This is a genomic window from Geodermatophilus sp. URMC 61, assembly GCF_052931555.1.
Map to the genome: position 1 here is coordinate 1,466,577 of NZ_JBRFHZ010000002.1, position 26,500 is coordinate 1,493,076.

30 protein-coding genes are annotated in these 26,500 nt (G+C 74.2%); 22 read left to right on the plus strand and 8 right to left on the minus strand.

The window, feature by feature from the left end; all coding sequences use genetic code 11:
• The first annotated feature begins 9 nt into the window (after positions 1-9).
• The 10 genes from ACU610_RS06830 (at position 10) to gcvP (ending at position 9,607) form a co-directional block, all read left to right on the plus strand.
• Positions 10-669, plus strand: coding sequence for a CDP-alcohol phosphatidyltransferase family protein (locus tag ACU610_RS06830; RefSeq protein ID WP_446766955.1), 660 nt, complete (start codon positions 10-12; stop codon positions 667-669).
• Positions 666-1,583 (plus strand): DUF881 domain-containing protein, encoded by a 918-nt coding sequence (locus ACU610_RS06835; RefSeq protein WP_446766956.1) that lies wholly within the window; start codon positions 666-668, stop codon positions 1,581-1,583. Before ACU610_RS06830 ends, ACU610_RS06835 begins: the two co-directional genes overlap by 4 nt.
• Before the next feature lie 2 nt (positions 1,584-1,585).
• Positions 1,586-1,918, plus strand: a complete 333-nt coding sequence (locus tag ACU610_RS06840; RefSeq protein WP_091214231.1) for a small basic family protein — start codon at positions 1,586-1,588, stop codon at positions 1,916-1,918.
• Positions 1,915-2,781: a DUF881 domain-containing protein gene (locus tag ACU610_RS06845; protein WP_446766957.1), complete on the plus strand. Its 867-nt coding sequence runs from the start codon at positions 1,915-1,917 to the stop codon at positions 2,779-2,781. The genes ACU610_RS06840 and ACU610_RS06845 overlap by 4 nt, the downstream gene beginning before the upstream one ends.
• 44 nt (positions 2,782-2,825) lie before the next feature.
• Positions 2,826-3,230 (plus strand): glycine cleavage system protein GcvH, encoded by a 405-nt coding sequence (gene gcvH / locus ACU610_RS06850; RefSeq protein WP_446766958.1) that lies wholly within the window; start codon positions 2,826-2,828, stop codon positions 3,228-3,230.
• 272 nt (positions 3,231-3,502) lie between these two features.
• The gene (gene odhI / locus ACU610_RS06855) at positions 3,503-4,015 is read left to right on the plus strand and encodes an oxoglutarate dehydrogenase inhibitor Odhl (protein WP_446766959.1); all 513 of its coding nucleotides are present in this window, start codon (positions 3,503-3,505) and stop codon (positions 4,013-4,015) included.
• A gap of 52 nt (positions 4,016-4,067) precedes the next feature.
• A complete protein-coding gene (ftsR, locus tag ACU610_RS06860) occupies positions 4,068-4,793 on the plus strand; it encodes a transcriptional regulator FtsR (protein ID WP_446766960.1) in 726 nt (241 codons plus the stop codon).
• Between the two features lie 122 nt (positions 4,794-4,915).
• Positions 4,916-5,410, plus strand: coding sequence for a bifunctional nuclease family protein (locus ACU610_RS06865; RefSeq protein ID WP_446766961.1), 495 nt, complete (start codon positions 4,916-4,918; stop codon positions 5,408-5,410).
• Positions 5,411-5,818: 408 nt separating this feature from the next.
• A complete protein-coding gene (locus tag ACU610_RS06870) occupies positions 5,819-6,391 on the plus strand; it encodes a MerR family transcriptional regulator (RefSeq protein WP_446766962.1) in 573 nt (190 codons plus the stop codon).
• A 204-nt stretch (positions 6,392-6,595) separates the two neighbouring features.
• Entirely contained in the window at positions 6,596-9,607 is a 3,012-nt protein-coding gene (gcvP, locus tag ACU610_RS06875; protein ID WP_446766963.1) for an aminomethyl-transferring glycine dehydrogenase, read from the plus strand.
• Positions 9,608-10,117: 510 nt separating this feature from the next.
• Here gcvP and coaA read toward each other — a convergent pair.
• Complete coding sequence (gene coaA / locus ACU610_RS06880) at positions 10,118-11,071, minus strand: type I pantothenate kinase (RefSeq protein ID WP_446766964.1); 954 nt, start codon at positions 11,069-11,071, stop codon at positions 10,118-10,120.
• Positions 11,072-11,203: 132 nt separating this feature from the next.
• Here coaA and ACU610_RS06885 point away from each other — a divergent pair, with 132 nt between their 5' ends.
• Positions 11,204-12,010 carry a GNAT family N-acetyltransferase gene (locus ACU610_RS06885; protein WP_446766965.1) on the plus strand — a complete coding sequence of 269 codons (807 nt, stop codon included), beginning with the start codon at positions 11,204-11,206 and terminating at the stop codon, positions 12,008-12,010.
• A 7-nt stretch (positions 12,011-12,017) separates the two neighbouring features.
• Here ACU610_RS06885 and ACU610_RS06890 read toward each other — a convergent pair whose 3' ends face one another.
• Both ACU610_RS06890 and ACU610_RS06895 read right to left on the minus strand, forming a co-directional pair.
• Complete coding sequence (locus tag ACU610_RS06890; protein ID WP_446766966.1) at positions 12,018-12,923, minus strand: serine hydrolase; 906 nt, start codon at positions 12,921-12,923, stop codon at positions 12,018-12,020.
• Between the two features lie 111 nt (positions 12,924-13,034).
• Positions 13,035-13,580, minus strand: coding sequence for a YbhB/YbcL family Raf kinase inhibitor-like protein (locus ACU610_RS06895; RefSeq protein ID WP_446766967.1), 546 nt, complete (start codon positions 13,578-13,580; stop codon positions 13,035-13,037).
• Positions 13,581-13,813: 233 nt separating this feature from the next.
• Between ACU610_RS06895 and ACU610_RS06900 the strand changes: the two genes are divergently transcribed.
• The 3 genes from ACU610_RS06900 to ACU610_RS06910 are packed head-to-tail and all read left to right on the plus strand — an operon-like array spanning position 13,814 to position 17,057.
• Entirely contained in the window at positions 13,814-14,542 is a 729-nt protein-coding gene (locus tag ACU610_RS06900) for an HAD family hydrolase (protein ID WP_446766968.1), read from the plus strand.
• Positions 14,543-14,562: 20 nt separating this feature from the next.
• A complete protein-coding gene (locus tag ACU610_RS06905; RefSeq protein WP_446766969.1) occupies positions 14,563-14,697 on the plus strand; it encodes a hypothetical protein in 135 nt (44 codons plus the stop codon).
• Positions 14,694-17,057 (plus strand): glycoside hydrolase family 65 protein, encoded by a 2,364-nt coding sequence (locus ACU610_RS06910; protein WP_446766970.1) that lies wholly within the window; start codon positions 14,694-14,696, stop codon positions 17,055-17,057. The genes ACU610_RS06905 and ACU610_RS06910 overlap by 4 nt, the downstream gene beginning before the upstream one ends.
• Positions 17,058-17,129: 72 nt before the next feature.
• Here the strand turns inward: ACU610_RS06910 and ACU610_RS06915 are convergent, their stop codons facing one another.
• Positions 17,130-17,840 (minus strand): M50 family metallopeptidase, encoded by a 711-nt coding sequence (locus ACU610_RS06915; protein WP_446766971.1) that lies wholly within the window; start codon positions 17,838-17,840, stop codon positions 17,130-17,132.
• Between the two features lie 231 nt (positions 17,841-18,071).
• Between ACU610_RS06915 and ACU610_RS06920 the strand changes: the two genes are divergently transcribed.
• On the plus strand, positions 18,072-18,716 hold the full coding sequence (locus ACU610_RS06920; RefSeq protein ID WP_446766972.1) for a LysE family translocator: 645 nt from the start codon (positions 18,072-18,074) through the stop codon (positions 18,714-18,716).
• 6 nt (positions 18,717-18,722) lie between these two features.
• Here ACU610_RS06920 and ACU610_RS06925 read toward each other — a convergent pair whose 3' ends face one another.
• A complete protein-coding gene (locus ACU610_RS06925) occupies positions 18,723-19,085 on the minus strand; it encodes a VOC family protein (RefSeq protein WP_446766973.1) in 363 nt (120 codons plus the stop codon).
• A 182-nt stretch (positions 19,086-19,267) separates the two neighbouring features.
• Here ACU610_RS06925 and ACU610_RS06930 point away from each other — a divergent pair, with 182 nt between their 5' ends.
• Positions 19,268-19,513, plus strand: coding sequence for a type II toxin-antitoxin system Phd/YefM family antitoxin (locus tag ACU610_RS06930; RefSeq protein WP_446766974.1), 246 nt, complete (start codon positions 19,268-19,270; stop codon positions 19,511-19,513).
• Positions 19,510-19,884 (plus strand): type II toxin-antitoxin system VapC family toxin, encoded by a 375-nt coding sequence (locus tag ACU610_RS06935; protein ID WP_446766975.1) that lies wholly within the window; start codon positions 19,510-19,512, stop codon positions 19,882-19,884. The genes ACU610_RS06930 and ACU610_RS06935 overlap by 4 nt, the downstream gene beginning before the upstream one ends.
• Positions 19,885-19,954: 70 nt before the next feature.
• On the opposite strand, the gene ACU610_RS06940 is transcribed toward ACU610_RS06935, so the two are convergent.
• Complete coding sequence (locus tag ACU610_RS06940) at positions 19,955-20,524, minus strand: DUF4231 domain-containing protein (RefSeq protein WP_446766976.1); 570 nt, start codon at positions 20,522-20,524, stop codon at positions 19,955-19,957.
• A 9-nt stretch (positions 20,525-20,533) separates the two neighbouring features.
• Complete coding sequence (locus tag ACU610_RS06945; protein WP_446766977.1) at positions 20,534-21,298, minus strand: glycerophosphodiester phosphodiesterase family protein; 765 nt, start codon at positions 21,296-21,298, stop codon at positions 20,534-20,536.
• Positions 21,299-21,947: 649 nt separating this feature from the next.
• On the opposite strand from ACU610_RS06945, the gene ACU610_RS06950 reads away from it, so the two are divergent.
• Positions 21,948-22,193, plus strand: coding sequence for a hypothetical protein (locus ACU610_RS06950; protein ID WP_446766978.1), 246 nt, complete (start codon positions 21,948-21,950; stop codon positions 22,191-22,193).
• An 18-nt stretch (positions 22,194-22,211) separates the two neighbouring features.
• Here the strand turns inward: ACU610_RS06950 and ACU610_RS06955 are convergent, their stop codons facing one another.
• Entirely contained in the window at positions 22,212-22,634 is a 423-nt protein-coding gene (locus ACU610_RS06955; RefSeq protein WP_446766979.1) for a hypothetical protein, read from the minus strand.
• 154 nt (positions 22,635-22,788) lie between these two features.
• On the opposite strand from ACU610_RS06955, the gene ACU610_RS06960 reads away from it, so the two are divergent.
• From ACU610_RS06960 to ACU610_RS06975, 4 genes are all read left to right on the plus strand, one after another.
• Positions 22,789-23,565 (plus strand): glycerophosphodiester phosphodiesterase, encoded by a 777-nt coding sequence (locus ACU610_RS06960; RefSeq protein WP_446766980.1) that lies wholly within the window; start codon positions 22,789-22,791, stop codon positions 23,563-23,565.
• Between the two features lie 105 nt (positions 23,566-23,670).
• Complete coding sequence (locus ACU610_RS06965; RefSeq protein ID WP_446766981.1) at positions 23,671-25,023, plus strand: MFS transporter; 1,353 nt, start codon at positions 23,671-23,673, stop codon at positions 25,021-25,023.
• Between the two features lie 73 nt (positions 25,024-25,096).
• Entirely contained in the window at positions 25,097-25,828 is a 732-nt protein-coding gene (locus tag ACU610_RS06970; RefSeq protein WP_446766982.1) for a thymidine kinase, read from the plus strand.
• Positions 25,829-26,071: 243 nt separating this feature from the next.
• Complete coding sequence (locus ACU610_RS06975) at positions 26,072-26,416, plus strand: RNA polymerase-binding protein RbpA (protein ID WP_089304327.1); 345 nt, start codon at positions 26,072-26,074, stop codon at positions 26,414-26,416.
• The last annotated feature ends 84 nt before the right edge of the window (positions 26,417-26,500 follow it).

A 26,500-nucleotide genomic window follows, 5' to 3' on the forward strand; every position in this document is an offset into this window, starting at 1 on the left:
GGAGGTGTCGTGACGTCGTCGAACGGGCCGTCGGCCGCCGCGTCGGCCCGGACGGGGGCGAGCGCGCCGGCCCTGCCCGACCGCAACGTGCTGCCCGACCGGGTGTGGACCCTGCCCAACGCGCTCTCGGTGCTGCGGCTGCTCGGCGTCCCGCTGTTCCTCTGGCTGCTGCTGGGGCCGCAGGCCGACGGGTGGGCCGTGGTCGTGCTCATGGTCGCCGGCGCCACCGACTGGCTCGACGGCAAGCTGGCCCGCGCCCTCGGGCAGTCCAGCAAGCTCGGCGCGCTGCTCGACCCTGCCGCCGACCGGCTGTACATCGTCGCCACGCTGATCGCCTTCGTGCTGCGCGAGGTCGTCCCGCTGTGGGTGGTCGCCGTCCTGGTCGGACGCGAGGTGGTGCTGGGGCTGGCGCTGCTGGTGCTGCGCGTCCACGGCTACCCGCCGCTGCAGGTGCACTACCTGGGCAAGGCGGCCACCTTCATCCTGCTCTACGCCTTCCCGCTGCTGCTGCTCGCCGACGGCGACGGCCCGGTCGCGGCCGTGGCCCAGCCGGTTGCCTGGGCGCTCACCATCTGGGGTGGGGGGCTGTACGTGCTGGCCGGCGTCTTCTACGTCGTCCAGGTCGCCGGGCTGGTCCGCGCCGACCGGGCGGACCGGGCGGACCCGTGACGACGGTGCAGCGCGGCGGCGGGCCGCGGTCGCTGGGCGCCTCGCTGCTCGACCAGGTGCTGGCCGAGACCCTCGACCCCGCCTACGCCCAGGCCGCGCGTGCCCGCGAGGCCCGCGCCGCGGGGGATGAGGCGCCGCCGTCACGGCAGCGCCGCGGGCAGCTCGCCGTCGCCCTCGTGCTGGTCCTCGCCGGGCTGCTGGCCGTGGTCACCTACGACCAGGCCGCCGCCGGCGCGCAGGGCCGCGAGGAGGTGCGCTCGGCGCTGGTCGCCGAGATCGAGGGGGAGTCCGAGACCACCGACCGGCTCGCCGCCGACCTCGAGGGGGTGCGCGCCGAGGTCGCCGCCGCCCGGGCCGACGCGCTGGCCGCCACCGCCGTCGGGCAGCGCGTCCTCGACCGGCTCGAGGACGCCGAGCTGACCGCCGCGGCCCTCCCCGTCCGCGGCCCCGGCCTGCTGGTCACCCTCGCCGACGCCGAGCCCGACGCCGACGAGGACCCCGTCGGCGGGACGACGGAGGCCGACCCCCGCGGCCAGGTGCGCGACGGGGACCTGCAGCTGGTGGTCAACGCGCTGTGGGCGTCCGGCGCCGAGGCGATCAGCATCAACGGCCAGCGGCTGGGCCCGACGACGGCGATCCGCTTCGCCGGCGAGGCGGTCCTGGTCGACTTCCGGCCGGTCGCCAACCCCTACCTGGTCAGCGCCGTCGGCGACCCCGGGAGCCTGCGCAGCCGCTTCCTGGGCAGCCCCGAGGTCAACTCCCTGGCCGTCATCTCCGAGACCTACGGTCTGCGCTTCGAGTTCGCCCAGGAGGACGAGCTGTCCCTGCCCGCCGGGAGTCCGCCCGAGCTCCGATCCGCCGTCCCGGTGTCCGAGGCGCCCGCCCCGGCGCCCGAGCCCGCGCCGGGGGGCTGACCGTGATCCCGATCCTCGGCCTGGCCGTCGGCATCGTGCTCGGCCTGGTGTTCGACCCCACCGTGCCGCTGTGGCTGCAGCCCTACCTGCCGATCGCCGTGGTCGCCGCCCTCGACGCGGTCTTCGGGGGCTTCCGCGCCCGCCTCGACGGGATCTTCGACGCCAAGGTGTTCGTCATCTCGTTCGTGTCGAACGTCGTGGTCGCCGCGCTCGTGGTGTTCCTCGGCGACCAGCTCGGGGTGGGCGCGCAGCTGTCCACCGCGGTGGTCGTCGTCCTCGGCATCCGCATCTTCGGCAACGCCGCGGCCATCCGCCGGCACGTGTTCCGGGCATGAACGACCCGCAGCGCCCCGAGCCCGACGGGCGGCCGGTGGACGACCTCCACCCCGGGGACGACGCCCCCGACCTGGACACCCCCGCGCCCGCCGCGGACGCCGGCGACCGGCCCACCGAGCCCCCGGAGACCGCCGCCCGGCCGGCGCAGCAGGGCCCCGGGACGCCGCGGCGCCGGCGCGACCCGCTGGCGGCTGCGCTCATCGGGGTCCTCACCCTGCTGCTCGGCTTCGCCTTCGCCGTGCAGGTGCGCACCACGGGGACGGGGGAGGACTACTCGACCCTCCGCGAGGAGGACCTGGTCCGCATCCTCGACGACCTCGACGCCCGCGAGGACCGGCTGCGCCAGCAGATCGCCGACCAGCGCGCCGCGCTGCGGGAGCTGACCAACGACGACAGCCAGTCCGAGGCCGCCATGCAGGCGGCCCAGGAACGCGCCGAGGCCCTCGACATCCTCAACGGCACGGTCGCCGCCGAGGGCCCGGGGCTGGTCATGACCATCCGCGACCCCGAGGGCCGGGTGCGGGTCGCCGACCTGCTCGACGCCGTCCAGGAACTGCGCGGCGCCGGCGCGGAGACGATGCAGATCGACGGCGTCCGCGTCGGGGTGTCGACGGCGGTCACCGGCGAACCCGGCGCCCTGCGGGTCGACGGCGTGGAGGTCGACAGCCCCTACGAGATCCGGGTCATCGGCTCGGCGCAGGACCTGGAGACGGCCATGAACATCCCCGGTGGCGTGGTCGATCGGGTGGGCCGGCAGGGCGGCAGCGTGGGCATCGAGCAGTCCGAGACCGTCGTCGTGGACGCGTTGCGGCAGCTCGACCGCCCTCAATACGCTCAGCCCGACACCGACGACGGCGGATGACGCCCTGCCGGACCCCACCCACCTCACCGACGAGGAGCCGCTGCATGACCACGCCCGACGACCGCCGCTACACCGAGCAGCACGAGTGGGCCATGCTGCAACCGGGTGGAGGCGAGGGCACCGTCGTGCGGGTCGGCATCACCGACCACGCCCAGGACGCGCTCGGCGACATCGTCTTCGTGCAGCTGCCCGAGGTCGGCGCCGAGGTCGCGCCCGGCACCCCCATGGGCGAGGTGGAGTCGACCAAGTCGGTCTCCGACGTCTACGCGCCCGTCCCCGGCGTCGTGGCCGCGGTCAACGAGGCCCTCGAGAACGCCCCCGAGACCATCAACGCCGACCCCTATGGGGCGGGTTGGCTGGTCGAGATCACCGTCGCCGGGGACGGCGGCGACCCCACCGCGGACCTCATGGACGCCGCCGCCTACCAGGCGCTGGTCGAGGCGAGCTGACCCGCGCGCCGGCCCGCGGTGCGGTGGCCCCGGACCCGGCCGCCATCACTATGCTGCCGACCGGGGCGCCGCGGAGGCCGTCGACCGACCGCTGAGCCTCACCCTGTACGTTCGGTTGACCCTCGGGTCGGCCGCTGGTTCCATGACCCACGGCCCGCCGTGCTCGACGCGGCGACCGACCCGCGACGGGCTGTCCGGCCCGTCGTCCGCCGGCCGCCCGCGGCCAGACCCAGGTCCGCGGCGGTGCCACCCCTGCACCGGAGGAGACAGACGTGCACTGCACTCGTTGTGGCCACAACAACCCCGAGGGCAGTCGCTTCTGCGCGCAGTGCGGCGCGGCGCTGTCCCAGGAGCGGACCGGCGAGTCCACCAGCGTCATCCCCAAGGTGGGTGGCGAGGACTCCGCCGAGACCCCCGAGGTCACCGAGGCCGACGCCCACGCCGGCGCGGTCGAGTCGCTGCCCGCGGGCTCGGCGCTGCTGGTCGTCAAGCGCGGCCCGAACGCCGGCAGCCGCTTCCTGCTCGACCAGGACGTCACCACCGCCGGCCGCCACCCCGACAGCGACATCTTCCTCGACGACGTCACCGTCAGCCGCCGGCACGTGGAGTTCCACCGCGAGGGCGGCGGCTTCTCGGTGCACGACGTCGGCAGCCTCAACGGCACCTACGTCAACCGCGAGCCGGTCGACGTCGCGACGCTGGCCGGGGGGGACGAGGTGCAGATCGGCAAGTTCCGCCTCGTCTACCTGACCGGCCCGCGCACGGGCGAGCCCGCCGGCGCGTGAGCCGGCGCGCAGCCAGGGGGACAGGGACGGTGCCGGCGGCACGGACGGCGGCGTGAACGCCGGGCCCTCGCGCGCCGACGCGTCCGGGGAGCCCGACGGCCCGCGCACACCGCGCCTCACCATCGGCGAGGTGCTGACCGTGCTCCGCGAGGACTTCCCCGACGTCACGATCAGCAAGATCCGCTACCTCGAGTCCGAGGATCTGGTGCACCCGCAGCGCACGCCCTCGGGCTACCGGAAGTTCTCCTCGGCCGACGTGGCCCGGCTGCGCTACGTGCTGGCCGCCCAGCGCGACCAGTACCTGCCGCTGCGGGTCATCAAGGAGCACCTCGAGGCGCTCGACCGGGGCGAGCCGCTGCCCGGCGGCACGCCGCCGGCCGCGCCGCCGCCCGGGGAGGAGGCCGACACCGGCAGCCTGACCGGCGAGCAGTTCGCCCGGGCGTCCGGCCTGGAGGCCGGGCAGCTGGCCGACTGCGTGCAGTTCGGGCTGCTGACCCCCGACGCCGAGGGACGGCACCCGGCAGCCGACCTGCCGATCGCGCGGGCGGCGGCGGGACTGGCCCGGCACGGGATCGAGCCGCGGCACCTGCGCGTCTACCAGAACGGCGCCGAGCGCGAGGCCGGGTTGGTGGAGCAGCTGGTCGCGCCGGTGCTGCGGGCCCGCTCCGAGGAGGCCCGCAACCGGGCCACCGAGAAGCTGCGGGAGCTGGCCGCCCTCTCCGCGCAGCTGCACGGTGCGCTGCTGGAGGCGCGTCTGAGGGATCTCCTGCGCCCCTGACACGGGCGTACCGTGGTCGGGGTCGGGCCCTGAGCCCACGGCCCCGGCGCCGAGCCGTCGTCCACCAGCCGCCCGTACCGATCCACCGCCCGTCCTCGGGCCGCAGCTGAGGGAGCCCCACCGTGCAGGAACTCAGAGTCGTCGGCGTCCGGGTCGAGCTGCCCGGGAACCAGCCGATCCTGCTGCTCAAGGAGACGCAGGGCGAGCGGTACCTGCCCATCTGGATCGGTGCGGTCGAGGCGGCGGCGATCGCCTTCGAGCAGCAGGGTGTGCGCCCGGCCCGGCCGATGACGCACGACCTGCTCAAGGACGTCATCCGCGCGCTCGGCGCGACGCTCGAGGCGGTCAACATCACCGAGATGCGCGACGGCATCTACATCGCCGAGCTGGTGTTCGGCGACGAGCGGGTGGTCAGCGCCCGCCCGTCGGACGCCGTCGCACTCGCCGTCCGCACCGGCGCGCCCATCTACGGCGCCGAGGAGCTGCTCGACGAGGTCGGGATCGAGATCCCCGACGAGCAGGAGGACGAGGTCGAGAAGTTCCGCGAGTTCCTCGACCAGATCTCCCCGGAGGACTTCGGCGCCGGCTCCGGCTCGGGCGGCAGCGGCCCGGCCTGAGAGGACCCCTCGCCCGCCTCCGCTCGCGGCGGGGCCCTGGAAGGGGGCCGCCGTCCGCCACGTCCAGCGCAGGAGGAGGCCCCCGCTCGGTGCGGCGTCCCGGGGCGGCCACGGGGCCGGTGCGGGTGTGACTGCTGTGACGGCAGGGGCGCGTGCGGCGGTCGAGCACAGGTCGAGGGTCGGTCCGGGTCAAGGAGGCGTCCCCGAGCGCCGATACCCCTCCGATGGGTGAGTGCTGCGACACGCCGCCCTCCTCAGTTGACCGGCCTCGGGGCCCGGCTTACGGTCGGCGAACAACAGCGGTGTGACACTGGCGACCCGAGCGGCAGCCGAGCTGCAGCGACCCGAGTCCCGGTCAGCACCGCGGGGACCGCGGCGTCAGCTGCGGGAGCAGAGGAGGACGCTGACGTGAGCGACCAGAGCAACGGCTCCCAGGGTCAGCTCTTCAGCGACGCTGCCGTGGGCGCGCCGTCCTACGACGAGGTCGACAGCGACCTCGTCGGGTACCGCGGCCCGACGGCGTGTGCCGCTGCCGGCATCACCTACAGGCAGCTCGACTACTGGGCCCGTACCGGCCTGGTCGCCCCGTCGGTGCGCAGCGCGACCGGTTCGGGCACCCAGCGGCTGTACTCCTTCCGCGACATCCTGGTGCTCAAGGTCGTCAAGCGGCTGCTCGACACCGGCGTCTCGCTGCAGAACATCCGCAGGGCCGTCGACCACCTGCGCAACCGCGGCATCAAGGACCTCGCCAACGTCACCCTCTTCTCCGACGGCGCCACCGTCTACGAGTGCACGTCCGCCGAGGAGGTCGTCGACCTGCTCGCCGGCGGCCAGGGCGTCTTCGGCATCGCCGTCTCCGGCGCCCTGCGCGAGCTCTCCGGCGAGCTCGCCGAGCTGCCGGCCGAGCGCCTCGACGGCGCCCCGCTGCACACCGCGGACGACGAGCTCGCGGCGCGCCGCCGCCGCCGCGCCGCGGTCTAGGGAGGCTCCCCCGACGCGAGGGCACCCGCGTCGCCCGGATGCCCTCGCGCATCTCCGGGTGAGCCGGCGTCAGCCGGGTCCCGACGGGTGGGCGCAGCGCCTCCACGCCGGCCCGGGACGGCACCTGACCGCGGTGGCGGCCGCCGGGCCGGCGATGTCGGCGCCGATCTCGCCGCCCTCTCCGCCGCTGGTAGCGTCGTGGTAATGGCGGACCGTGCTCCTGAGCCCCTGCCCGCACTCGCTGCGCTGGACCCCGCCGGGTCCTTCGCCGCCCGGCACATCGGCCCGCGAGCCGACGAGACTCGGGCGATGCTCGCCACCGTCGGTCACCCGACGCTGGAGGCCCTCGTCGACGCCTGCGTGCCCGAGGGGGTCCGCGACCGCACGCCGCTGGACCTGCCGCCGGCCGCCGACGAGGCGACGGTGCTGCGGTTGCTGCGCGAACGCGCCGAGGCCAACGAGGTCTACACCTCGATGATCGGTCTGGGCTACTCCGGCACGGTCACCCCGGCGGTCATCCAGCGCACCATCCTGGAGAACCCGGCCTGGTACACCGCCTACACGCCCTACCAGCCCGAGATCAGCCAGGGCCGGCTCGAGGCGCTGATCAACTTCCAGACGATGGTCGCCGACCTCACCGGCCTGCCGGTCGCCGGCGCGTCGATGCTCGACGAGGCCACGGCCGCGGCCGAGGCGATGACCCTGGTGCGCCGCGCCGGTAGGGCCAAGGCCGACGCGGTGTTCGTCGTCGACGCCGACACGCTGCCGCAGACCCTCGCCGTCCTGCGCACCCGCGCCGAGCCGCTGGGCATCCACCTGCACGTCGCCGACCTCTCCGCCGGCTGGCCCACCGACCTGCCCGAGGCCGGCGCGTTCGGTGTGCTGCTGTCTTACCCGGGGGCCAGCGGGGCCGTCCGCGACCACCGGGCGCTCGCCGCCGCCGCGCACGAGGCCGGTGCCGCGGTCGTCGTCGCCGCCGACCTGCTGGCGCTGACGCTGCTGGAGGCGCCAGGGGAGTGGGGCGCCGACGTCGCCTGCGGCAGCTCCCAGCGCTTCGGCGTCCCCATGGGGTACGGCGGGCCGCACGCCGGCTACCTCTCCGTGCGCGAGGGCCTGGCCCGGCAGCTGCCCGGCCGACTGGTCGGCGTGTCGGTCGACGCCGACGGGGACGTCGCCTACCGGCTGGCGCTGCAGACCCGCGAGCAGCACATCCGCCGGGAGAAGGCGACCAGCAACATCTGCACCGCGCAGGTGCTGCTCGCCGTCATGGCCGGCGCCTACGCCGTCTACCACGGGGCGGAGGGGCTGACGGCGATCGCCGCGCGCGTGCACCGCAGCGCGCAGACCCTGGCCGGCTGGCTGCGCGCCGGGGGCGTGGAGGTCGTCCACGACCGGTTCTTCGACACCGTGCAGGCCCGGGTCCCCGGCCGCGCCGCACAGGTGGTCGCCGCCGCGGCCGAACGGCGGATCAACCTGCGGCTGGTGGATGCCGACACCGTCGGCGTCGCCTGCGACGAGACGACGACCGTGCAGATCCTGCGGGCGGTCGCCGAGGCCTTCGGGGTGCCGGCGGACGACACCGCCGAGGGCAGGGCGGCGCTCACCGACGGCGGCGCGGACGCGCTGCCGGCCGAGCTGCGTCGCCGCACCCCGTTCCTCACCCACCCGGTCTTCTCCGCGCACCGGTCGGAGACGGCGCTGCTGCGCTACCTGCGCTCGCTGTCGGACAAGGACCTCGCGCTGGACCGGACGATGATCCCGCTCGGGTCCTGCACGATGAAGCTGAATTCCGCGGTGGAGATGGCCGCGATCACCTGGCCGGAGTTCGCCCAGCTGCACCCGTTCGCCCCGGTCGAGCAGGCCCGTGGCTACCGGCAGCTGATCGACGAGCTGTGCACCGCGCTGGCGGAGGTCACCGGCTACGCCGCGGTCAGCGTGCAGCCCAACGCCGGCTCGCAGGGTGAGTTCGCCGGGCTGCTGGCCATCCGCGGCTACCACCGCTCCCGCGGCGAGGCGCACCGCGACGTCTGCCTGATCCCGTCCTCGGCGCACGGCACCAACGCCGCCAGCGCGGTCATGGCCGGCATGCGCGTGGTGGTCGTGGCCTGCGACGAGGCCGGCAACGTCGACGTCGCGGACCTGCACGCCAAGGTGGACCAGCACGCCGAGCGGCTGGCCGCGATCATGATCACCTATCCGTCGACGCACGGCGTGTTCGAGGCCGACATCCAGGAGATCTGCGCCGCGGTGCACGACGCCGGCGGTCAGGTCTACGTCGACGGCGCCAACCTCAACGCGATGGTCGGCCTGGCCAAGCCCGGCCGGTTCGGCTCCGACGTCAGCCACCTGAACCTGCACAAGACCTTCTGCATCCCGCACGGCGGCGGCGGCCCCGGCGTGGGGCCGATCGGCGTCCGGGAGCACCTGGTGCCGTTCCTCCCCGGTCACCCGCTCGTCGACACCGGCACGCAGGGCCCGACGGTCTCGGCGGCACCGTGGGGGTCGGCGGGCATCCTGCCCATCTCGTGGGCGTACCTGCGGCTGATGGGACCGGACGGGCTGCTGCAGGCCACCGAGCACGCGATCCTGGCCGCGAACTACGTCGCGGCCCGGCTGCGCGAGCACTTCCCGGTGCTCTACACCGGCGCTGACGGGCTCGTCGCCCACGAGTGCATCCTCGACATCCGGCCGCTGACCAAGGCCACCGGCGTCACCAACGACGACATCGCCAAGCGGCTCATCGACTTCGGCTTCCACGCCCCGACGATGAGCTTCCCGGTCGCCGGCACGCTGATGGTCGAGCCGACCGAGAGCGAGGACAAGGGCGAGCTGGACCGCTTCGTCGACGCCATGGTCGCCATCCGCGCCGAGATCGAGAAGGTCGCCACCGGGGAGTACGACCGGACCGACAACCCGCTGCGGAACGCGCCGCACACCCTCGCGATGGTGGCGGGGGAGTGGGAGCGGCCGTACCCGCGAGAGGCCGCCGTGTACCCGGTGCCGGGGCTGCGCGGCCGCGGCTACCTCGCACCGGTGCGCCGGATCGACCAGGCCTATGGCGACCGCAACCTCGTCTGCTCCTGCCCGTCGCCGGAGGCCTTCGCCGAGCCCGAGCCGGCTCCCGAGCCGTCGGCGCACGTCCCGGACCGCAGCGAGGGTGCGCCCGACGACCTGGGGACGGCGGCCGACGCCGTCCCCGCCGGCGCCCCGGCCTGACGACGGCCGGGGACGTCGCCGCCGGCTCTGCGGGCGGGGGGCGTCCTGGGCGGTCAGGTCCGTGGGTGGGCTGACGGTCGTGGAGGCTGCGGCGCCGGTCGTCGACCGGCGCCGCAGCCTCCACGCGACGTCCCTACGTCCGTTATTCCCAACTGGCGCCTCGCAGACAAAGAGAAGAGGCCCGGCCATCGCGGGGGAGGGGGCGTCGTCCTCCGCGTCCCGCCCCGTTGTCACCGCCGCGGTGCACGGCACCACCGGGGGGACGAGAGCCGGCGCCCGCTTGGCGCGCCGTGAACCGCGGCGGGGACGTCGCGACAGGGGCGCGGCCGCGGCCGGGTCGACCATGGGCCTGTCGCCGCCGACGCGCGGTGACGCGCCACCGCGAGGGCGACGACCCCGTGGTCGACCGGCCGACGGGTGCGAGTCGTCCCACTCAACCGTTATCCCCAACTAGCGCATGAACACAACGCCAAAGGCGAGGACCACAGCTGTGGCGAGGGGCCCGCGGCGTCAGATCTTGCGCAGCAGGACCCGGCGGACCTCGTGGTCGGCGGCCTTCTGCAGCACCAGCCGGGCGCGCGAGCGGGTCGGCGCGATGTTGTCGCGCAGGTTGGGGCCGTTGACCGCCGCCCAGATGCCCAGGGCGGTCTGGCGGGCCTGCTCGTCGGTCAGGTCGGCGAACCGGTGGAAGTAGGCGCTGGTGTCGGCGAACGCCGTCCGCCGCAGGGCGAGGAACCGCTCGACGTACCAGTGCTGGATGTCGGTCTCGGCGGCGTCGACGTAGACGGAGAAGTCGAAGTAGTCCGACAGGAAGACCTCGGGCGCCCGGCCGTCGGCCCGGCGGCCGGCCTGCAGCACGTTGAGCCCCTCCAGGATGAGGATGTCGGGGCGGTCGACGACCTGCCGGGCACCGGGGACGACGTCGTAGGCCTGGTGGTCGTACAGCGGCGCGCTGACCTGCCCCCGGCCGGACTTGACCTCGGCCAGGAAGCGCAGCAGCGCCCGCCGGTCGTAGCTCTCCGGGAAGCCCTTGCGCCCGAGCAGCCCACGCGCTTCCAGGTCGGCGTTGGGCAGCAGGAACCCGTCGGTGGTGACGAGGTCGACCCGCGGGTTGCCCGGGCCGGCCGCCAGCAGGGTCTGCAGCAGCCGAGCGGTGGTGCTCTTGCCGACGGCGACGCTGCCGGCCACCGCGATGACGTAGGGCACCTTGGCCGTCGAGTCGCCGAGGAACTCGCTGCGGGCCGCCCACAGCCGCCGGCTGGCCTCGACGTGCAGCCGCAGCAGCCCGGCCAGCGGCAGGTAGACCGTCGCGACCTCGTCGAGGTCGATCCGGTCGCCGAGGCTGGCCAGCTGCTCGAGCTGCGTCGCGTCGAGGGGCAGCGAGCTGCCCGCCGCCAGCGCACGCCACGAGTCGCGGTCGAACACCGCATAGGGCGACACCTGGGGCCGTGCCGCTGCCGTCACGTCGCTCGTCCCACTCCGGTCACGGACTCCATCGTGCCGTCCGGCCTCCCCGGCTCACCCGCCCGGGTGGGGTGGCGGTGTCCGACCGGCGGTCGGACGGACCGCGACCCGGTGCCGGTCTAGGGTGCCCGTGTGTCCCTGCCCTCCGGCCTGCTCGAGCGCATCGAGCAGTACTTCGCCGCGGCGCCGTTGCCGGATGCGCGCATCGAGTCCGCTGGCGGTCTCGACGTGCCGGTGGGCCGCCCGACCTGGCCGTACCCGGCGCGGCCGCGGCCGGGGGAACCGGTGAGCGTCGAGGACGTCCGGGCCGCCGTGGCGCTCCAGGAGGCCGCCGGCCTGCCGGTGGCGATCGAGTGGATCTGCGAGGACGCGCCCACCGTCGAGACCGCCGTCCGGGCCGCGGGACTGACCGTGAGCTCCTCGCCGCTGCTGGTCGCCGCGGACCCGGTGGAGCTGCTGCTGCCCTCCGGCGTGCGGCTGTACCTGGTCGGCGCCGACGACCCCGAGCTGCCGCGCTACGAGCGGCTGACCTCGATCGCCTTCGCCCACCCGGGACCACGCTCGGATGCCGGCGGCGCCTCGGTCGGCGTGGCCCTCGGCTCGCCCCGCACCGCGGTGCTGCGCGAGCGGATCGCGGCCGGCCGCACGGTCATGATGGTCGCGGTGGAGGACGGCGAGCCGGTCGCGGTCGGCACCCACCACCCGGTCGTCGTCGACGGCACCGAGGTGACCGAGATCGTCGGCGTCGCCACGCTGCCCAGGCTGCGCGGCCGCGGCCTCGGTGCCGGGCTGGCCTCGGCGCTGACCGCGCACGCCCGGGAGACCGCCGAGCTGGTGTTCCTGGTCGCCGGGGACGACGACGTCGCCCGGGTCTACGAGCGGACCGGCTTCGCCCGCCTGGCCACCGTGGGCGTGGCCGAACTCTCCTACGCCGGCTGAGGCGCCGTCAGGAGGGCGGCGGGAGCGGGACCGCCGCCGCGGCCGCGTCCAGCGCCGCCTTCGCCCTGTCGTAGCCGACCGACCGCGGCACCTCGCTGAGCAGCACGACCACCTGCCCGCCGACCACGCCCACCGAGTGCAGGTGCCGCTGGCCGCCGAGGCAGCACATCCAGCCCTGCTTGACCGCGGCACCGGGCAGGGTGCCGAAGACGCCGAACTCCTGGTCGAAGCCGTCGGCGGCGATCGGGGTGGCCGTGCGCATCCAGCCCAGCAGCGCCTCGGCGTCGTCCGGGTGGGCGATCACCGGCAGCCGCACGAGGAAGCGGGCCAGGTCGGCGGCGGTCGTCGTCGTCTCGCCCCACTGCCCCCACCTCCGCGGCGGCGCGGTGTCGGTCAGCCCGTAGCGGACGGCGACGTCGCGGACCGCCTGCGCTCCGCCGAAGCGCAGCCAGACGTCCGAGGCAGCGGGGTCGTCGGAGCGGCGGATCATCACCTCGAGCTCGGCGCGGTCGTCGGGCGTCAGGGTGACCGCGCCGGTGCGGGCGCGGTGCAGCACGTCGGCGGCGAGGAAGAGCTTGACCAGTGAGGCGGTGGGGAAGGGGCGGTCGGCCAGCTCGTTGCCCGCCGTCCGGGCCAGCACGTCCGCGGTGAGGGCCTCGGCGGCGCGGATGGAGACGTCCGTCTGGCGTTCCTCCTGGCGGGCGACGACAACGGCGAAGGTCCCGAGGTCGCCGTGGGCGGCGGTCACCGCGGGGACGATCTGCGCCGGCGCGACGCCGTCCTCCGCTGTTGCCCAGCGGGGCACGGCGACCCCGGTGAGCAGCAGCGCGAGCAGCACGACGGTGACCACGGCCGGCGGCGTGCCCCAGCGGGCAGGCCGCGGCCTGCTCCGGTGTGCCGCAGCCGTGGGCATGCCGCGATGGTGCCCAGCTCAGGTAACGGAAATGAGAACTCTCCAGCACGCGCCGTGTGTCCGGAGCGCTGCGCGTCCGGCCGGTTGCGCAGCGGTACGAGACGGGGCCGTTCACCTCTGCTCGTAGGTGCCGACCAGCACGGCGCGGGCGAGGGTGTGGCCGAACAGGTTGAAGCCGAGGACCGCGGGCGGGGCGTCCGGGGGCACGTCGAGCCGCTCGACGTCCACGGCGTGCACGGCGACGAAGTAGCGGTGCGGCCCGTGGCCGGCGGGGGGTGCGGCGCCGACGAAACCGGGGAAGCCGGCGTCGTTGCGCAGCTGAACCGCGCCCGCCGGCAGCCCGGAGCCCTGCTGGTCGCCGGCGCCGCTGGGCAGTTCGGTGACCGAGACCGGGATGTTCGCCACCGCCCAGTGCCAGAAGCCGCTGTGGGTGGGGGCGTCGGGGTCGAAGACGGTGACCGCGAAGCTCTTCGTCTCCTCGGGGAAGCCCGACCAGGACAGCTGCGGCGAGCGGTCCTCGCCGCCGGCACCCATGACCCCGCTGACCTGGGCCCTGCCCAGCGGCGCGCGGTCGGTGACGTCGGTGCTGGTCACCTCGAAGCTCGGCACCTGCGGCAGGACGTCGTAGGGGCTGGGCGGCATCGGGCGGTCGGCCACGGCGGGGCTCCTCGGATCTCGGGTGGACGGCGGGACGGGTGCTCCCGCGCCGACCCTAGAAGGACCCCGTCCTCCCCGCCCTTCGTGGGAGGACCCCCTGCCCCCCGCCACTCGCAAGCTCGCGGCGGGACCCTGCAGGGGGCCAGCGGTGCCCGGGACGGGGTCACCCCGCGCCGGTGAACAGCGTGTTTCCCGGAACGGCACGGGGCCGCCGACGCCGGTAGCTTCGGGGGGTGCTCGGTCTCCCCGGCTCGATCCGTGCCTGCCTGTTCGACCTCGACGGCGTCCTCACCCGGACCGCGACGGTCCACATGGCCGCGTGGAAACGGACCTTCGACGAGTTCCTGCGAGCCCGCGACCCCGGGGCGCGCGAGTTCACGCAGGAGGACTACAACCGCTACGTGGACGGCAAGCCCCGTCTCGACGGGGTGCGCGACTTCCTGGCCAGCCGCGGCATCACGCTGCCCGAGGGGACGCCGGACGACCCGCCGGACGCCGCGACGGTGCACGGGGTCGGTCTGCGCAAGAACCAGCTGGTGCTCGCCGAGCTCGCCGAGCACGGCGTCGAGGTCTACCCCGGCTCGGTCCGCTACCTGCGGGCCGTCAAGGAGGCGGGCCTGGCCACCGCGGTGGTCACCGCGTCGCGCAACGGCCGGCAGGTGATCGAGGCCGGTGGTTTCGCCGACCTCGTCGACACCCGGGTGGACGGCGAGGTCGCGGCGACGCAGGGGCTGCGCGGCAAGCCCGCCCCGGACACCTTCCTCGCCGCTGCTCGCGCGCTGGGGGTGCCGCCGGACGGGGCCGTCGTCTACGAGGACGCGCTGGCCGGCGTGGCCGCCGGACGGGCGGGCTCCTTCGGCTACGTCGTGGGCGTCGACCGGGTGGGGCACGCCGACGAGCTGGCGGCCGCCGGTGCGGACGTCGTCGTCCAGGACCTGGCCGAGCTGCTGGAGCCTCGGTGACCGTGCCGGCGAGGTCACGCATGGGCGCAGCACCGGTCGGCACGGCGCCGACGAGCGCCAGCGAGGAGGCGCCGGTGACCGAGCCGGCGAGGTCACGCATGGGCGCAGCACCGATCGGCACGACGCCGACGAGCGCCAGCGAGGAGGCGTCGTGACCGAGGGGCGTCCGCACTTCCCGATCGAGCCGTGGGCGCTCAGCGAGACGGGCCTCGACCACGCCTCGCTCGCCGTCCACGAGTCGGTGTTCGCGCTGTCCAACGGGCACATCGGCATGCGCGGTTCGTTCGAGGAGGGCGAGCCGGTCGTCGTCCCGGGCACGTACCTGAACGGCTTCTTCGAGGAGCGGCCGCTGCCCTACGCCGAGGCCGGGTACGGCTTCCCCGAACAGGGCCAGACGGTCGTCAACGTGACCGACGGCAAGCTGATCCGGCTGCTGGTCGGCGACACCCCGCTGGACCTGGACTACGGCGAGATCATCGATCACCGCCGCACCCTGGACCTGCGCCGCGGCCTGCTGCGCCGCAGCACCGAGTGGCGCTCGCCGAACGGCCGCGTGGTCACCGTGACCAGCAGCCGGTTGGTCTCGCTGCGCCGCCGCTCGATCGCCGCCATCGAGTACACCGTCGAGTGCACCGACGGGCAGGGCGACCTCTACATCGCGCTGCAGTCGGACCTGCTGGCCAACGAGCCCGTGGACAGCGGCTCGGAGGCCGACGACCCGCGCGCCGCGGCGGCGCTGGCCCGCCCGCTGGTGAACGAGATGGCGGTGGCCCGCGGCCAGCGGGCGGTCCTGGTGCACCGCACCAAGCGCAGTCGGTTGCGGATGGCCGCCGGCATGGACCACGTCGTCGACGTGCCCGACAGCTCCACGACCGACATCGAGGCGACGGACGACCTCGCCCGCTTCACCCTCGCCGCCCGGCTGCCGCAGGGCTCATCGGTGAAGCTGGTCAAGTACCTGTCCTACGGCTGGTCCTCCCGGCGGTCGGCGGCCGCGCTGCGCGACCAGGTCGAGGGTGCGCTGGCCACCGCCAAGCTGGCCAGCTTCGAGCGGCTGCTGCGCGAGCAGCGGGAGGTGCTCGACCAGCACTGGCAGCACGCCGACGTCGAGATCGAGGGGGACGACGAGCTGCAGCAGGCCGTGCGCGTCGGCGTCTTCCACTTGCTGCAGGCCGGCCTGCGCGCCGAGCGCCAGCCCATCCCGGCCAAGGGGCTGACCGGTCCCGGCTACGACGGGCACACCTTCTGGGACACCGAGACCTACGTGCTGCCGGTGCTCACCTACATCGCCCCCGGGGCCGCCCGCGACGCGCTGCGCTGGCGGCACTCGACCCTGGAGCTGGCCCGCGAGCGGGCCCGGGTGCTCGGCCTGGAGGGGGCGGCCTTCCCCTGGCGGACGATCCGCGGCGAGGAGACCTCGGGCTACTGGCCGGCGGGGACGGCGGCCTTCCACATCAACGCCGACATCGCCGACGCCGTCGTCCGGTACCACAACGCCACCGAGGACGAGGAGTTCGACCGCGACCACGGCGCCGAGCTGCTCATCGAGACCGCCCGGCTGTGGGCGTCGCTGGGCCACTTCGACGACGAGCACGGCTTCCGCATCGACGGCGTCACCGGGCCGGACGAGTACACCGCCGTCGTGGACAACAACGTCTACACGAACCTCATGGCGCAGCGGAACCTGCGCGAGGCGATCGAGGCGGTCAAGCGCCAGCCCGACGTGGCCGGCCGGCTGGGCGTCACGACGGAGGAGACCGACCGCTGGGACCGGGCGGCCGCCCTCATGGCGGTGCCCTACGACACCCGGCGTGGGGTGCACATGCAGTCCGACGCCTTCACCCACCACGAGGAGTGGGACTTCGAGGCCACCCCGCCCGACTGCTACCCGCTGCTCCTGCACTACCCGTACTTCGACATCTACCGCAAGCAGGTGGTCAAGCAGGCCGACCTGGTGATGGCACTGCACCTGCGGGGGGACGCCTTCACCCCGGAGGAGAAGGCCGCCGACTTCGCCTACTACGAGGCGCGGACGGTGCGCGACTCCTCGCTGTCGGCCACGCAGCAGGCCGTGGTCGCCGCCGAGACCGGCCACCTGGCCCTGGCCTACGACTACTGGGGCGAGGCCACGCTGACCGACCTGCAGAACCTGCACGGCAACTCCGGGCACGGCCTGCACCTCGCGTCGCTGGCCGGCGGCTGGACGGTGGCCGTCGCGGGGTTCGGCGGGATGCGGGACCACGACGGGCGGCTGACGTTCGCCCCTCGGCTGCCCGAGCGCATCACCCGGCTGCGGTTCCGGCTGAACTACCAGGGCCGGCTGCTGGTGGTCACCGTGACGCCGACGGTGGCCACCTACCGGGTCGTCGAGGGGGATCCGCTCGACGTCCACCACCACGGCCGGCGGGTGACCGTGACCGAGGACGAGGTGACCGCGGAGATCCCGCCCCCGCCGGAGGTCGCGCCGGTCCACCAGCCGTACGGCGTGGCACCGAGGCGCCGCGGCCGTCGCTGAGAGAAGGACCACCCTTCTCCCCACGCCTCGCAGGCTCGGCGCGGGCCCCTGAAGGGCGGCCGTTCCAGCACGTCACCGGCCGCCCAGCAACCACCAGCCGCCGAGCAGCAGCGCCCCGACGTCGACGAGCAGGAAGAGGCCGACCCACAGCACCGCGGGTAGGTGGGTGAGGCGGGCCAACTGGTCGGCGTCGGAGTCCGGTGCGACGCGGCGGCGCCGGGCCCGCTGCAGCTCGAGCACCGTCTTCGGCGCGGCGAGCAGCAGGAACCACGTGCCGGCGGCGGCGAAGGCGGCCTGACCCGAGGGCGGCAGCCACCCGGTGACGGCCAGGACCACGGCGCCGGTGGCCAGCACCGCCCACAGCCCGTACCAGTTGCGGATCTGCACCAGCAGCAGCGCGAGCAGGCCCAGCAGTGCCCACAGCAGCCCGACCGCGTGCCCGGCCGCCAGCAGTGCCGCCGCCCCCAGCCCGAACAGCGCCGGGCCGGTGTAGCCGGCCGCGCAGGTGAGCACCATGCCGAGCCCGGTCGGCCGCCCCGCCGACACGGTCAGCCCGGAGGTGTCCGAGTGCAGCCGGATGCCGGCCAGCCGTCGCCCCGCCGCCAGGGCCACCAGACCGTGCGCGCCCTCGTGGGCGATGGTCACGACCGTGCGGGCCGGTCGCCACAGGGAAGGGGCGAGGACGACGGCCCCGGCCGCCACGAGCGCGCCCACGAGGACCGCCGTCGGCAGCTGGGGGAGGGGAGTGGTCACGCGGGCCCAGAACCCCTCGACGCCGTCCACGCCGGGGAGTCAACCGCACCCACCTGTGAACGACGCCGGCGCGACACGGTCCCACTGGGCGTGGTGGCTGCCGAGGAGGAGGGCGCGGCGGGCGCACGCACCGCCGCCCGCAGGCACCAACTGTCCGTTATCCCTAACAAAACAATCGCTAACCTGCAAGATCGAGAACGATCAGCGAAGGCGGCGATATCCGATCGACGCAGGAGGCTGGTCAGGCGACCATCAGCAGCCGTGGACGTCGCCTCGTCGTTGCCGGCCTTCGTGCTGGCCGTGGTGCTCATCTCGGTGTCGCCGGGCCCGGCGATGGCGCTGGTCATCCGGCGGGCGGCGCTGCGGGGGACAGGGGGAGCGGTGCCGGTGGTGCTCGGCCTGGAGGTCGGCCTCTACGTGTGGGCGCTGCTCGCGGGGGCGGGGTTCGCTGCGCTGGTGGCCGCCTCGGAGATCGCCTACCTGGTCCTCCGGGTCGTGGGGGCCGTCGTCCTGCTGGTGCTCGGGATCCGTGCCTGGCGGGCGGCGTGGTGCGTGGGGCGGCAGCCCGACACGGCGGGGGAGCGGGTGTCGTCGGCGGGCCACCGGCGCTGGTGGACGGCGTTCGGAGAGGGCCTGGTGGTGCAACTGGCCAACCCGAAGGCCGCCGTCCTCATGCTCGCGCTCTACCCGCAGTTCGTGCCGGTGGACGGGCCGGTGTTCGCGACGACGGCGCTGCTGGGCCTGCTGCAGGTCGGTCTGGAGACGGGCCTCTACCTGGGCCTGGCCGCTGGTGTCGCCCGGGCGGGGTCGTGGTTCCGACGGCCGCGAATCCGTCGGCGGCTGGAGGCGGTCAGCGGAACCGTGCTCGTCGCCCTCGGGCTGCGGGTGGCCGTCTCCAGCCGCTGAGTCGGCTCAGCGTGTGGTGGTCAGGTTGACCGCGTTGCCGTCGGGGTCCCTCACGTGGGCGACGCGCTGGCCCCATGGCATGTCGTTGGCCGGTGCCGGCGCCTGTCCGCCGTGGGCCTCGACCCGGCTCAGGGCGGCGTCGACGTCGGGCACCTCGATGCTGAGCAGCACCCGCCCGGCGGGAGCGCCCTCGACCGATCCGTCGGAGACGATGCCGAGCTCGGAGTCGCCGACCTGCAGGGCGAGGTAGAACGTCGGTCCGTCGTCCGGCGTCCGGCTGGTCTCGGTCGCGCCGGCGACGCCGGTGTAGAAGCGCGCCAGGCGCTCGAGGTCGTGCGTGACGATCATCGGGGTGACGCTGCTGGGCACGGGGGTTCCTCTCGGTGGGCACGTCGACGGGTGGACCCTCCTGCGGCGGCGAACTCATCGGTCGCCGCCGCAGGAGGGTGCCGCCGTCACCGGGCGGGGCAGCGTCACGTGACGAAAGGGGGGCAGGCGAGGCCCGCGGGCGCCTCGGTTGACCTAGTCATGCTTGGTCATAGCCTGGGTGCATGTCGACGACCGTCAACGTCCACGAGGCGAAGACCCACCTCTCGCGGCTCCTCGAGGCCGTCGAGGCGGGGGAGGACGTCGTCATCGCCCGGGCCGGCAGACCGATCGCCCGGCTCGTCCCGGTCGCCGCGCGGACCGAGCCCCGGGCCCCGGGGTCGTGGCGCGGTCGCGTGTCCATCGCGGACGACTTCGACGACACGCCCGAGGAGCTGATCGCTGCCTTCCACGGTGATGCCGACTCATGACCCTGCTGCTGGACACGCCCGTCCTGCTGTGGTGGCTGGCGGATGACCCGCGGCTGACACCGACGATGCGGGAGGCGATCGCGGACCCGGCGTCGACGGTGCTGGTGTCAGCGGTGACGGCGTGGGAGATCGCGATCAAGGTGGAACTGGACAAGCTGACGATCCCCGGAGATCTCGCCGGGGAGATCGGACGTCAGGGCTTCGACGCCCTGCCGGTCACCGTGGAGGACGGCCTGGCGGCCGGCGCGCTGCCGCGACACCACAGCGACCCGTTCGACCGGATGCTCATCGCCCAGGCTGTCCGTCGGCGGTTCGTCCTCGTCACGGCGGGACGTCGCTTCGCCGACTACGACGTGCTGATCCTGTCGTAGCCGGGTTCGGCAGAGGAGGCCCTGCACCGAGCTGCTGGTGACCCCGCACGGTCGACCTGGAACTGCCCTGCTACTGCTGGGCCGACGCGGATGCTGCTGTGCTGGCTGGGGCCTGTCCTGTGCCCGCCGGGATCTGCTCGGCCTCGCCGGTCGTCCCCGGTAGGGCCGGCAGGTCCTTGAAGAACGCCTTGGACTCGTTCTCCCGGATGGTGCCCAGGTCGGCGAGAAGTTGCCGAGCCTCTTCGCGCAGGAGCGCCGGGTCGGTGACGCCGCCCTGCAGCGCTTTCCACTCGAGGTAGCGCTTGGTGAGCGCCATCTCGGTGCCGCGGAGCAACACCCAGCTGGAGTCCCAGCGGTAGAAGCCGCGGAGGGCGGTGATCGCCGCCACGACGAAGCCGACCGCTGAGACGATGACGTCCTTGCCGGTGAACGTGCCGCTGGCGATCAGCGGTAGGGCGCCACCGAGCAGGATGAGCAAGATGCCGCTGATGCGGTAGAAGTGACGATGCCACCGCGCGCGCGAGTCGTAGAAGGCGCGGACGCGCAGGAAGTACCGCTCCGCCTGGGCGACGAAGTCGCTTGGTTGGGTCTCGACCCACTCGTCGAACGGAGGTGGCCGGAACAGAGCTCTCGCTGGCACTGGCGGCCCCTACACACCACTACGCGCGTCAGGAGAACGGTACTGGCTCGGGATGTAGTTGGCGAAGAAGAAGTTGTCCGCCACCTCCCGCGCGCGCTGCTCGTCCGACTCGTCGTCGACGGGGAAGGCGAGGACCGGCACGCCGCGGCGGCGCCACAGCGTGGTCCAGAACGAGGGCATCCTGGTGATCTCGTAGCTGATGAAGTCCGGGCGGGTGACGGCGTTCGTCGGCATGGTCCTGCCGACGGCGGCGACCACCGCGTTGGCGGAGTGCAGTTCGCCTGACGCCTGACCGATGGGGCGGTCGTCTGTGAGCCGTCGCAGTCGGAAGACCGCCAGCGGGTCGAAGGACTGGACCGCCGCCGGGCCGGCATAGTCCCGCAGGTGCGCCGCGATCGTGCGTTCGAGCGATCCGTGCCAGTCGGGGACCCAGCGTCGGACGTCGACGACCATGGGCACCTTGCCGTCGACGGTCTCGAGGACCTGCCCCAGTGTCGGTATCGGCTCCTCGGTGTCTCCGAGTCGGACATGGGCGAGCTGCCGACTGGTCAGGTGCCGGAGTGCGACGGTTCGGCCGTCCGGAAGGGGCACCGCAGCGTCGTGCCAGACCACCGGGCAGCCGTCCACCGTGTCCTGGACGTCGAACTCGAACGGGATGCCGTGGGCAACGGCCCGGCGGAATGCGGCCAGGGAGTTCTGCGGTACACCCTGCGCGTTCTCGTAGAACCCCCGATGGGCGATGGGCTGGTCGCGCAGCCAGCTCTCCACGCTCACCACCGCCTCCTCGAGGCCTGGTACCCCACGCGAGGGCTCGCCACCGACACTAGCCGCGCAGCCGTGTGGTCAGCCGTCGGGTCGGGTTGGCAGGGGCTCGGCGTGTCGGTGTGGACGGGTAGCAGAGCCCTGGTAGGAGGGGCGTCCGCCGACGGGGAGCGGACTGCTTGACATAATGTGCATTATCGGCGTTCGAGGTCCGGCGGCCGAGAGGAGCTCGCTGAATCGCCCGGGCGGGACGACATCCGGGCGACCGCGACGGCCGTTCGGTCGTCACCCGTGACGTCTCGCCGGTCCGGCGCGCTGGCGCACCGGACCGGCGGCCGGCGCGCACGTCGTCGCGCCGGCTCGACCACCAGTCGGCTCGCCGCCTCGTCCATCCGCCGCCGCGGCGTTCCGTCGCCCGGGCGCCGTCCGGTCCGTCCACCCGGTCTTCCTGGAACCCGACCTCCGGTCGGCGCATCTGGGCCACCCGCCGATCCACCCGCCGATCGCGGCCGGCGTCCCGCCACGGGCCGTCGGCCGCCGCCTGGGGCGCCACTTCCCCGGGCCCGCTCACCCACCCACCTTTACGTCACTGTGACGGAATAGCGGGTGGGTGAGCGGCCCCGACGGGCGGACTGCGTGGGCGCTGCCTAGGGTCGGAGACATGCAACTCCGACGCCCGATCGCCGCACTGATGACCGCCCTGGCGCTGTTCGGAGGCGGCGCGACGATGACCGCCTGTCAGGCAGCCGGGCAGGACCAGAACGACGGCAGCACCGACGAGAACGCGCCCCCGAACGTCGGGACCGACGACGAGTCGGACCCGTCGCGGGACAACGTGCCCGACCTATCCGACCCCGACGACGGCGTCGAGCAGGGCAACAGCAACGACGACGCCGACGACGGCTGATCCGCCGCGCCGGTGCGGTCAGCCGGCGGCGCGCTCGGAGACCCAGAGCCTGTCGAGCCGCCCGGTCGACCGCACCAGCTCCTGCAGGGAGCGTTCCAGTTCGGCCTTGGTGTGCCGCTCGCCGAGCAGGGTCTGCACGTCCTCGATGGCGCAGCGCAACTGGTAGAGCCGGTCCTGCAGACCGTCGAGCTCCGCGCGGGTGACCAGCACGACGTCGCCGGACAGGCCGGCCTTCGCCGTCGCGGAGCGCTGCTCGTAGGCGCGCTGCCGGCAGGCCTGACCGCAGTACTGGCGCGGGCGCCCGACCGACCCCTGCTCGGGCAGCACCCGGCGGCACCAGCCACACCGGCGCTCGCTGCTCCTCCCCGCGCGCGGGCTGAGCAGCCCGGTCTCGGTCGTTGCCTCCTCGTCGATCGTCCGGATCGTGTCTCGCTTCACCACGCTGCGCACCGTAGACGCAGGTACCGACACAATCCGCGGAACACGCCCGGCCCGCGCGTGCGGGCGGCCGGTGCGGGCGGTACGGACCGGTCCTCGACCGCGGGCGGGACGATGCCCTGACCAGCGCGCGCACCAGCGGCGTTAGCGTGTCGGCGTGGGCTCGGTCCGGTACGCGTTCCTCGACGGGCACACCCCCATCGCGATGGCCCACCGGGGCGGGGCGATCGAGCACCTGGAGAACTCCATGCCGGCCTTCGAGGCCTGCGTGGCGATGGGCTACCGGTACCTGGAGACCGACGTCCGGGTCACCGCGGACGGTGTGCCGATCGTCTTCCACGACCCGACGCTCGACCGCGTCACCGACCGCACCGGGCGCGTCGACCAGCTGAGCTGGGCGGAGCTGGCCCGGGCACGGATCGGCGGGCGGGAGCGGATCCTGCGGCTCGACGAGCTGCTCGGCGCCTGGCCCGACGTGCGGTTCAACCTCGACATCAAGGCGCCCGGTGTCGTCGCCCCGTTGGCCCGGGTCGTCCGCCGGCTGGGCGTCGAGGACCGCATCTGCCTGGGCTCGTTCTCCGACGCCCGGGTCGCCGCGGCCCGCCGGGTGTTCGGCCCCTCGGTGTGCACCTCGCTGGGCCCGCGCGGCGTGGCGGCGCTGCGGCTGTCCTCCTACTCCCCCCGCGCCGCCGGGCTGGTGCGCATCCCCGCCGGCTGCGCCCAGGTGCCGCTGCAGCTGGGCGGCCGGGCGCTGGTCGACGAGCGCTTCATCGCCGCGGCGCACGCCCGCGGACTGCAGGTGCACGTGTGGACGGTGGACACCGAGGAGGAGGCCGCGGCCGTCCTCGACCTCGGGGTGGACGGCGTGATGACCGACCGCCCGGCGATGCTCCGGGACCTGCTGGAGCGCCGCGGCCAGTGGAGGCCACGGTGAGCGGGGTCGCCGACCGGGCCGCCCCGCGTGGCGTCGTCCCCGGCGACATCCCGGCATGACCTGCCCTTGCTGGACGACCTCGATCACGGCTGACACCCTGCGGCCGTGACGACCGCCGCCACCACCGGGCCGACCAGTCCCCCCGCCGACCCCGCGCTGCGCCGCGAGCGGTTCGGCTGGTACTCCTACGACTGGGCGATGTCGGTGTTCAACACCAGCGTCACCACGGTCTTCCTCGGCCCGTACCTGACGTCGGTCGCCGAGGAGGCGGCCGGGCCCGACGGCCGGCTGGGCCTCCTCGGGCTGTCCATCCCGCCGGGCAGCTGGTTCTCCTACGTGCTGTCGGCGTCGGTGCTGCTGCAGGTCCTCGTGCTGCCGCTGACCGGCGCCGTGGCTGACCGGACCGGGCGCAAGCGGGAGCTGCTGGCCGGCTTCGCCGCGCTGGGTGCCCTGGCCACCACGGCGCTCTACTTCGTCGCCGACGGCCGCTACCTGCTCGGCGCGGTCCTGTTCGTCCTGGCCAACATCAGCTTCGGCGCGGCCACCGTCGTCTACTACTCGTGGCTGCCGGACCTGGCCGCCCCGGACGAGCGGGACGCCGTCTCCAGCCGCGGGTGGGCGTTCGGCTACGTCGGCGGTGCGCTGCTGCTCGCGGTCCACCTCGGCCTGGTGCTCGGCGCGCCGTCCCTGGGGCTGACCACGGGGGAAGCGGTGCGGATCTGCCTGGCGACGGCGGGCCTGTGGTGGGGCGCGTTCACGGTGTTCACCGTCTCCCGGCTGCGCAACCGGCCGGTGCGCGCAGCGGCGGCCCGGCCACGCCGCGGCTTCCGCCAGCTGGCGGGGACGATGCGCGAGATGCGTGCCTTCCCGCTGACGCTGTGGTTCCTCGGCGCGTACCTGCTGTTCAACGACGGCGTCCAGACCGTCATCTCGCTGTCGGCCACCTACGCCACGGAGGAACTGGGCCTGGAGCAGTCGGTGCTCACCGGGGCGATCCTCATGGTCCAGGTGGTGGCGATCGCCGGCGCGCTGGGTCTGGGCCGGCTGGCCGCGCGGTACGGGGCCAAGCGGACCGTCCTGGGCGCCCTGGTGGCCTGGATCGGCGTGCTGGTCGTCGCGTACTTCCTCCAGGCCGGGGCGGTCGGGCAGTTCTACGCCCTCGCCGCGGTGATCGGGCTGGTGCAGGGAGGCACGCAGGCGCTGTCCCGGTCGCTGTTCAGCCAGCTCATCCCGGCGGGCAAGGAGGCCGAGTACTACGGCTTCTACGAGATCAGCGACCGCGGCACCAGCTGGCTGGGCCCGCTGGCGTTCGGGCTGACCTACCAGCTGACCGGGTCCTACCGGTTGGCCATTGTCAGCCTCGTCGTCTTCTTCGTGGCCGGCTTCGTCGCGCTGGCCGCGCTGCCCATCCGCCGCGCGGTCGTCGCGGCCGGCAACGCCCCACCCGAGCGTCTGTGACCGAGCCGGGGAGGTCACCGATGGGCGGAGCAGACCGTGGCGCGGGATCGACCAGCGCCGGCGAGGAGATCCTGTGACACCCCTCATCCCGGCGGACGGCGCCACCCTGCTGTCCGTCGTCCCGGCCGCCGGCGACCGCCGCCGCCACCCGGCGCCGGCGCACCTGCGCCTCTTCCACGGGCCGATGGACTGCGGCAAGTCCACGCTGGCCCTGCAGGTCGACCACAACCAGAGCCGGCAGGGGCGGCGGGGCCTGCTGCTGACCCAGGGCGACCGCTCCGCGCAGCCGCAGATCAGCTCCCGGGTGGGACTGTGCCGCGAGGCGCTGGAGGTGGAGGCCGGCACCGACCTGCGGCTGCTGGTGCGCGACCACTGGGCCGCCGGGCACCGGGTGGACTACCTGATCGTCGACGAGGCCCAGTTCCTCACCGCCGCGCAGGTCGACCAGCTCGCCGAGCTCGTCGACGGGTCGCACGTCGACGTCTACGCCTTCGGGCTGACCACCGACTTCCGCGCGCGGCTGTTCCCGGGCACCCAGCGGCTGCTCGAGGTCGCCGACGACGTCCAGCGCATCCAGGTCGAGGTGCTCTGCTGGTGCGGGCTGCCCGGGTTGCTCAACGCCCGGGTGGTGGACGGCGAGATGGTCCGCGAGGGCGAGACCGTCGTCGTCGCCGACACCGCGCCCACGCCAGCCCCCGACGTCCGGGACGCCGACGTGCACTACCAGGTGCTCTGCCGACGCCACCACGTGCTGGGCCAGCTCGGGCCGACGGCGGCCGGTCCGGGCCAGCTGGCGCTGCGCTGAGGCCCCCGGCGGCGGCGTCCCACTCCCCCGTGGTCCGCACGCGCCACGGAGCGGCCGGGGTCCCCCGGACGGGGGGGTGGTGGCGCGTCGCCATACCACTCCATGCGATGATTCGGGACCGATTCCGCGGAATCTCTCCGCGAACTCTGTCGTTGGTCCTCTTGATCCCGCCGTCCAGTGGGTAGACCCCTGCTGCGACGGTGAGTCTGGACCGACACCACCAGCACGAGAGGACGGTGTGCCATGGGCGAGCGTTCCCTGCGGGGCAGCCGACTGGGCAGCGTGAGCTACGAGACCGAGCGGAACACCGCGCCGATCGAGCGGCAGTACGCGGAGTACCGGTGCCCGTCGGGTCACCTGTTCACCGTGCCCTTCGCGGACGACGCGGAGCTCCCCGACACCTGGGAGTGCAAGTTCGACGGTTCGGCCGCCAAGCTCGTCGGAGGGACCGAGCCCGCGCCGAAGAAGGTCAAGCCCCCGCGGACGCACTGGGACATGCTCCTGGAGCGCCGCTCGGTGGAGGACCTCGAGGAGGTCCTGGCCGAGCGCCTCGAGGTGCTCCGCGGCCGGCGGACCCGCGCCAGCTGAGCGAACCGCACGACGGCGAACGGCCCCGGTGGGATCCCCACCGGGGCCGTTCCGCGTCTCGGGGGCCGGGGCGCGAGCCCCGCT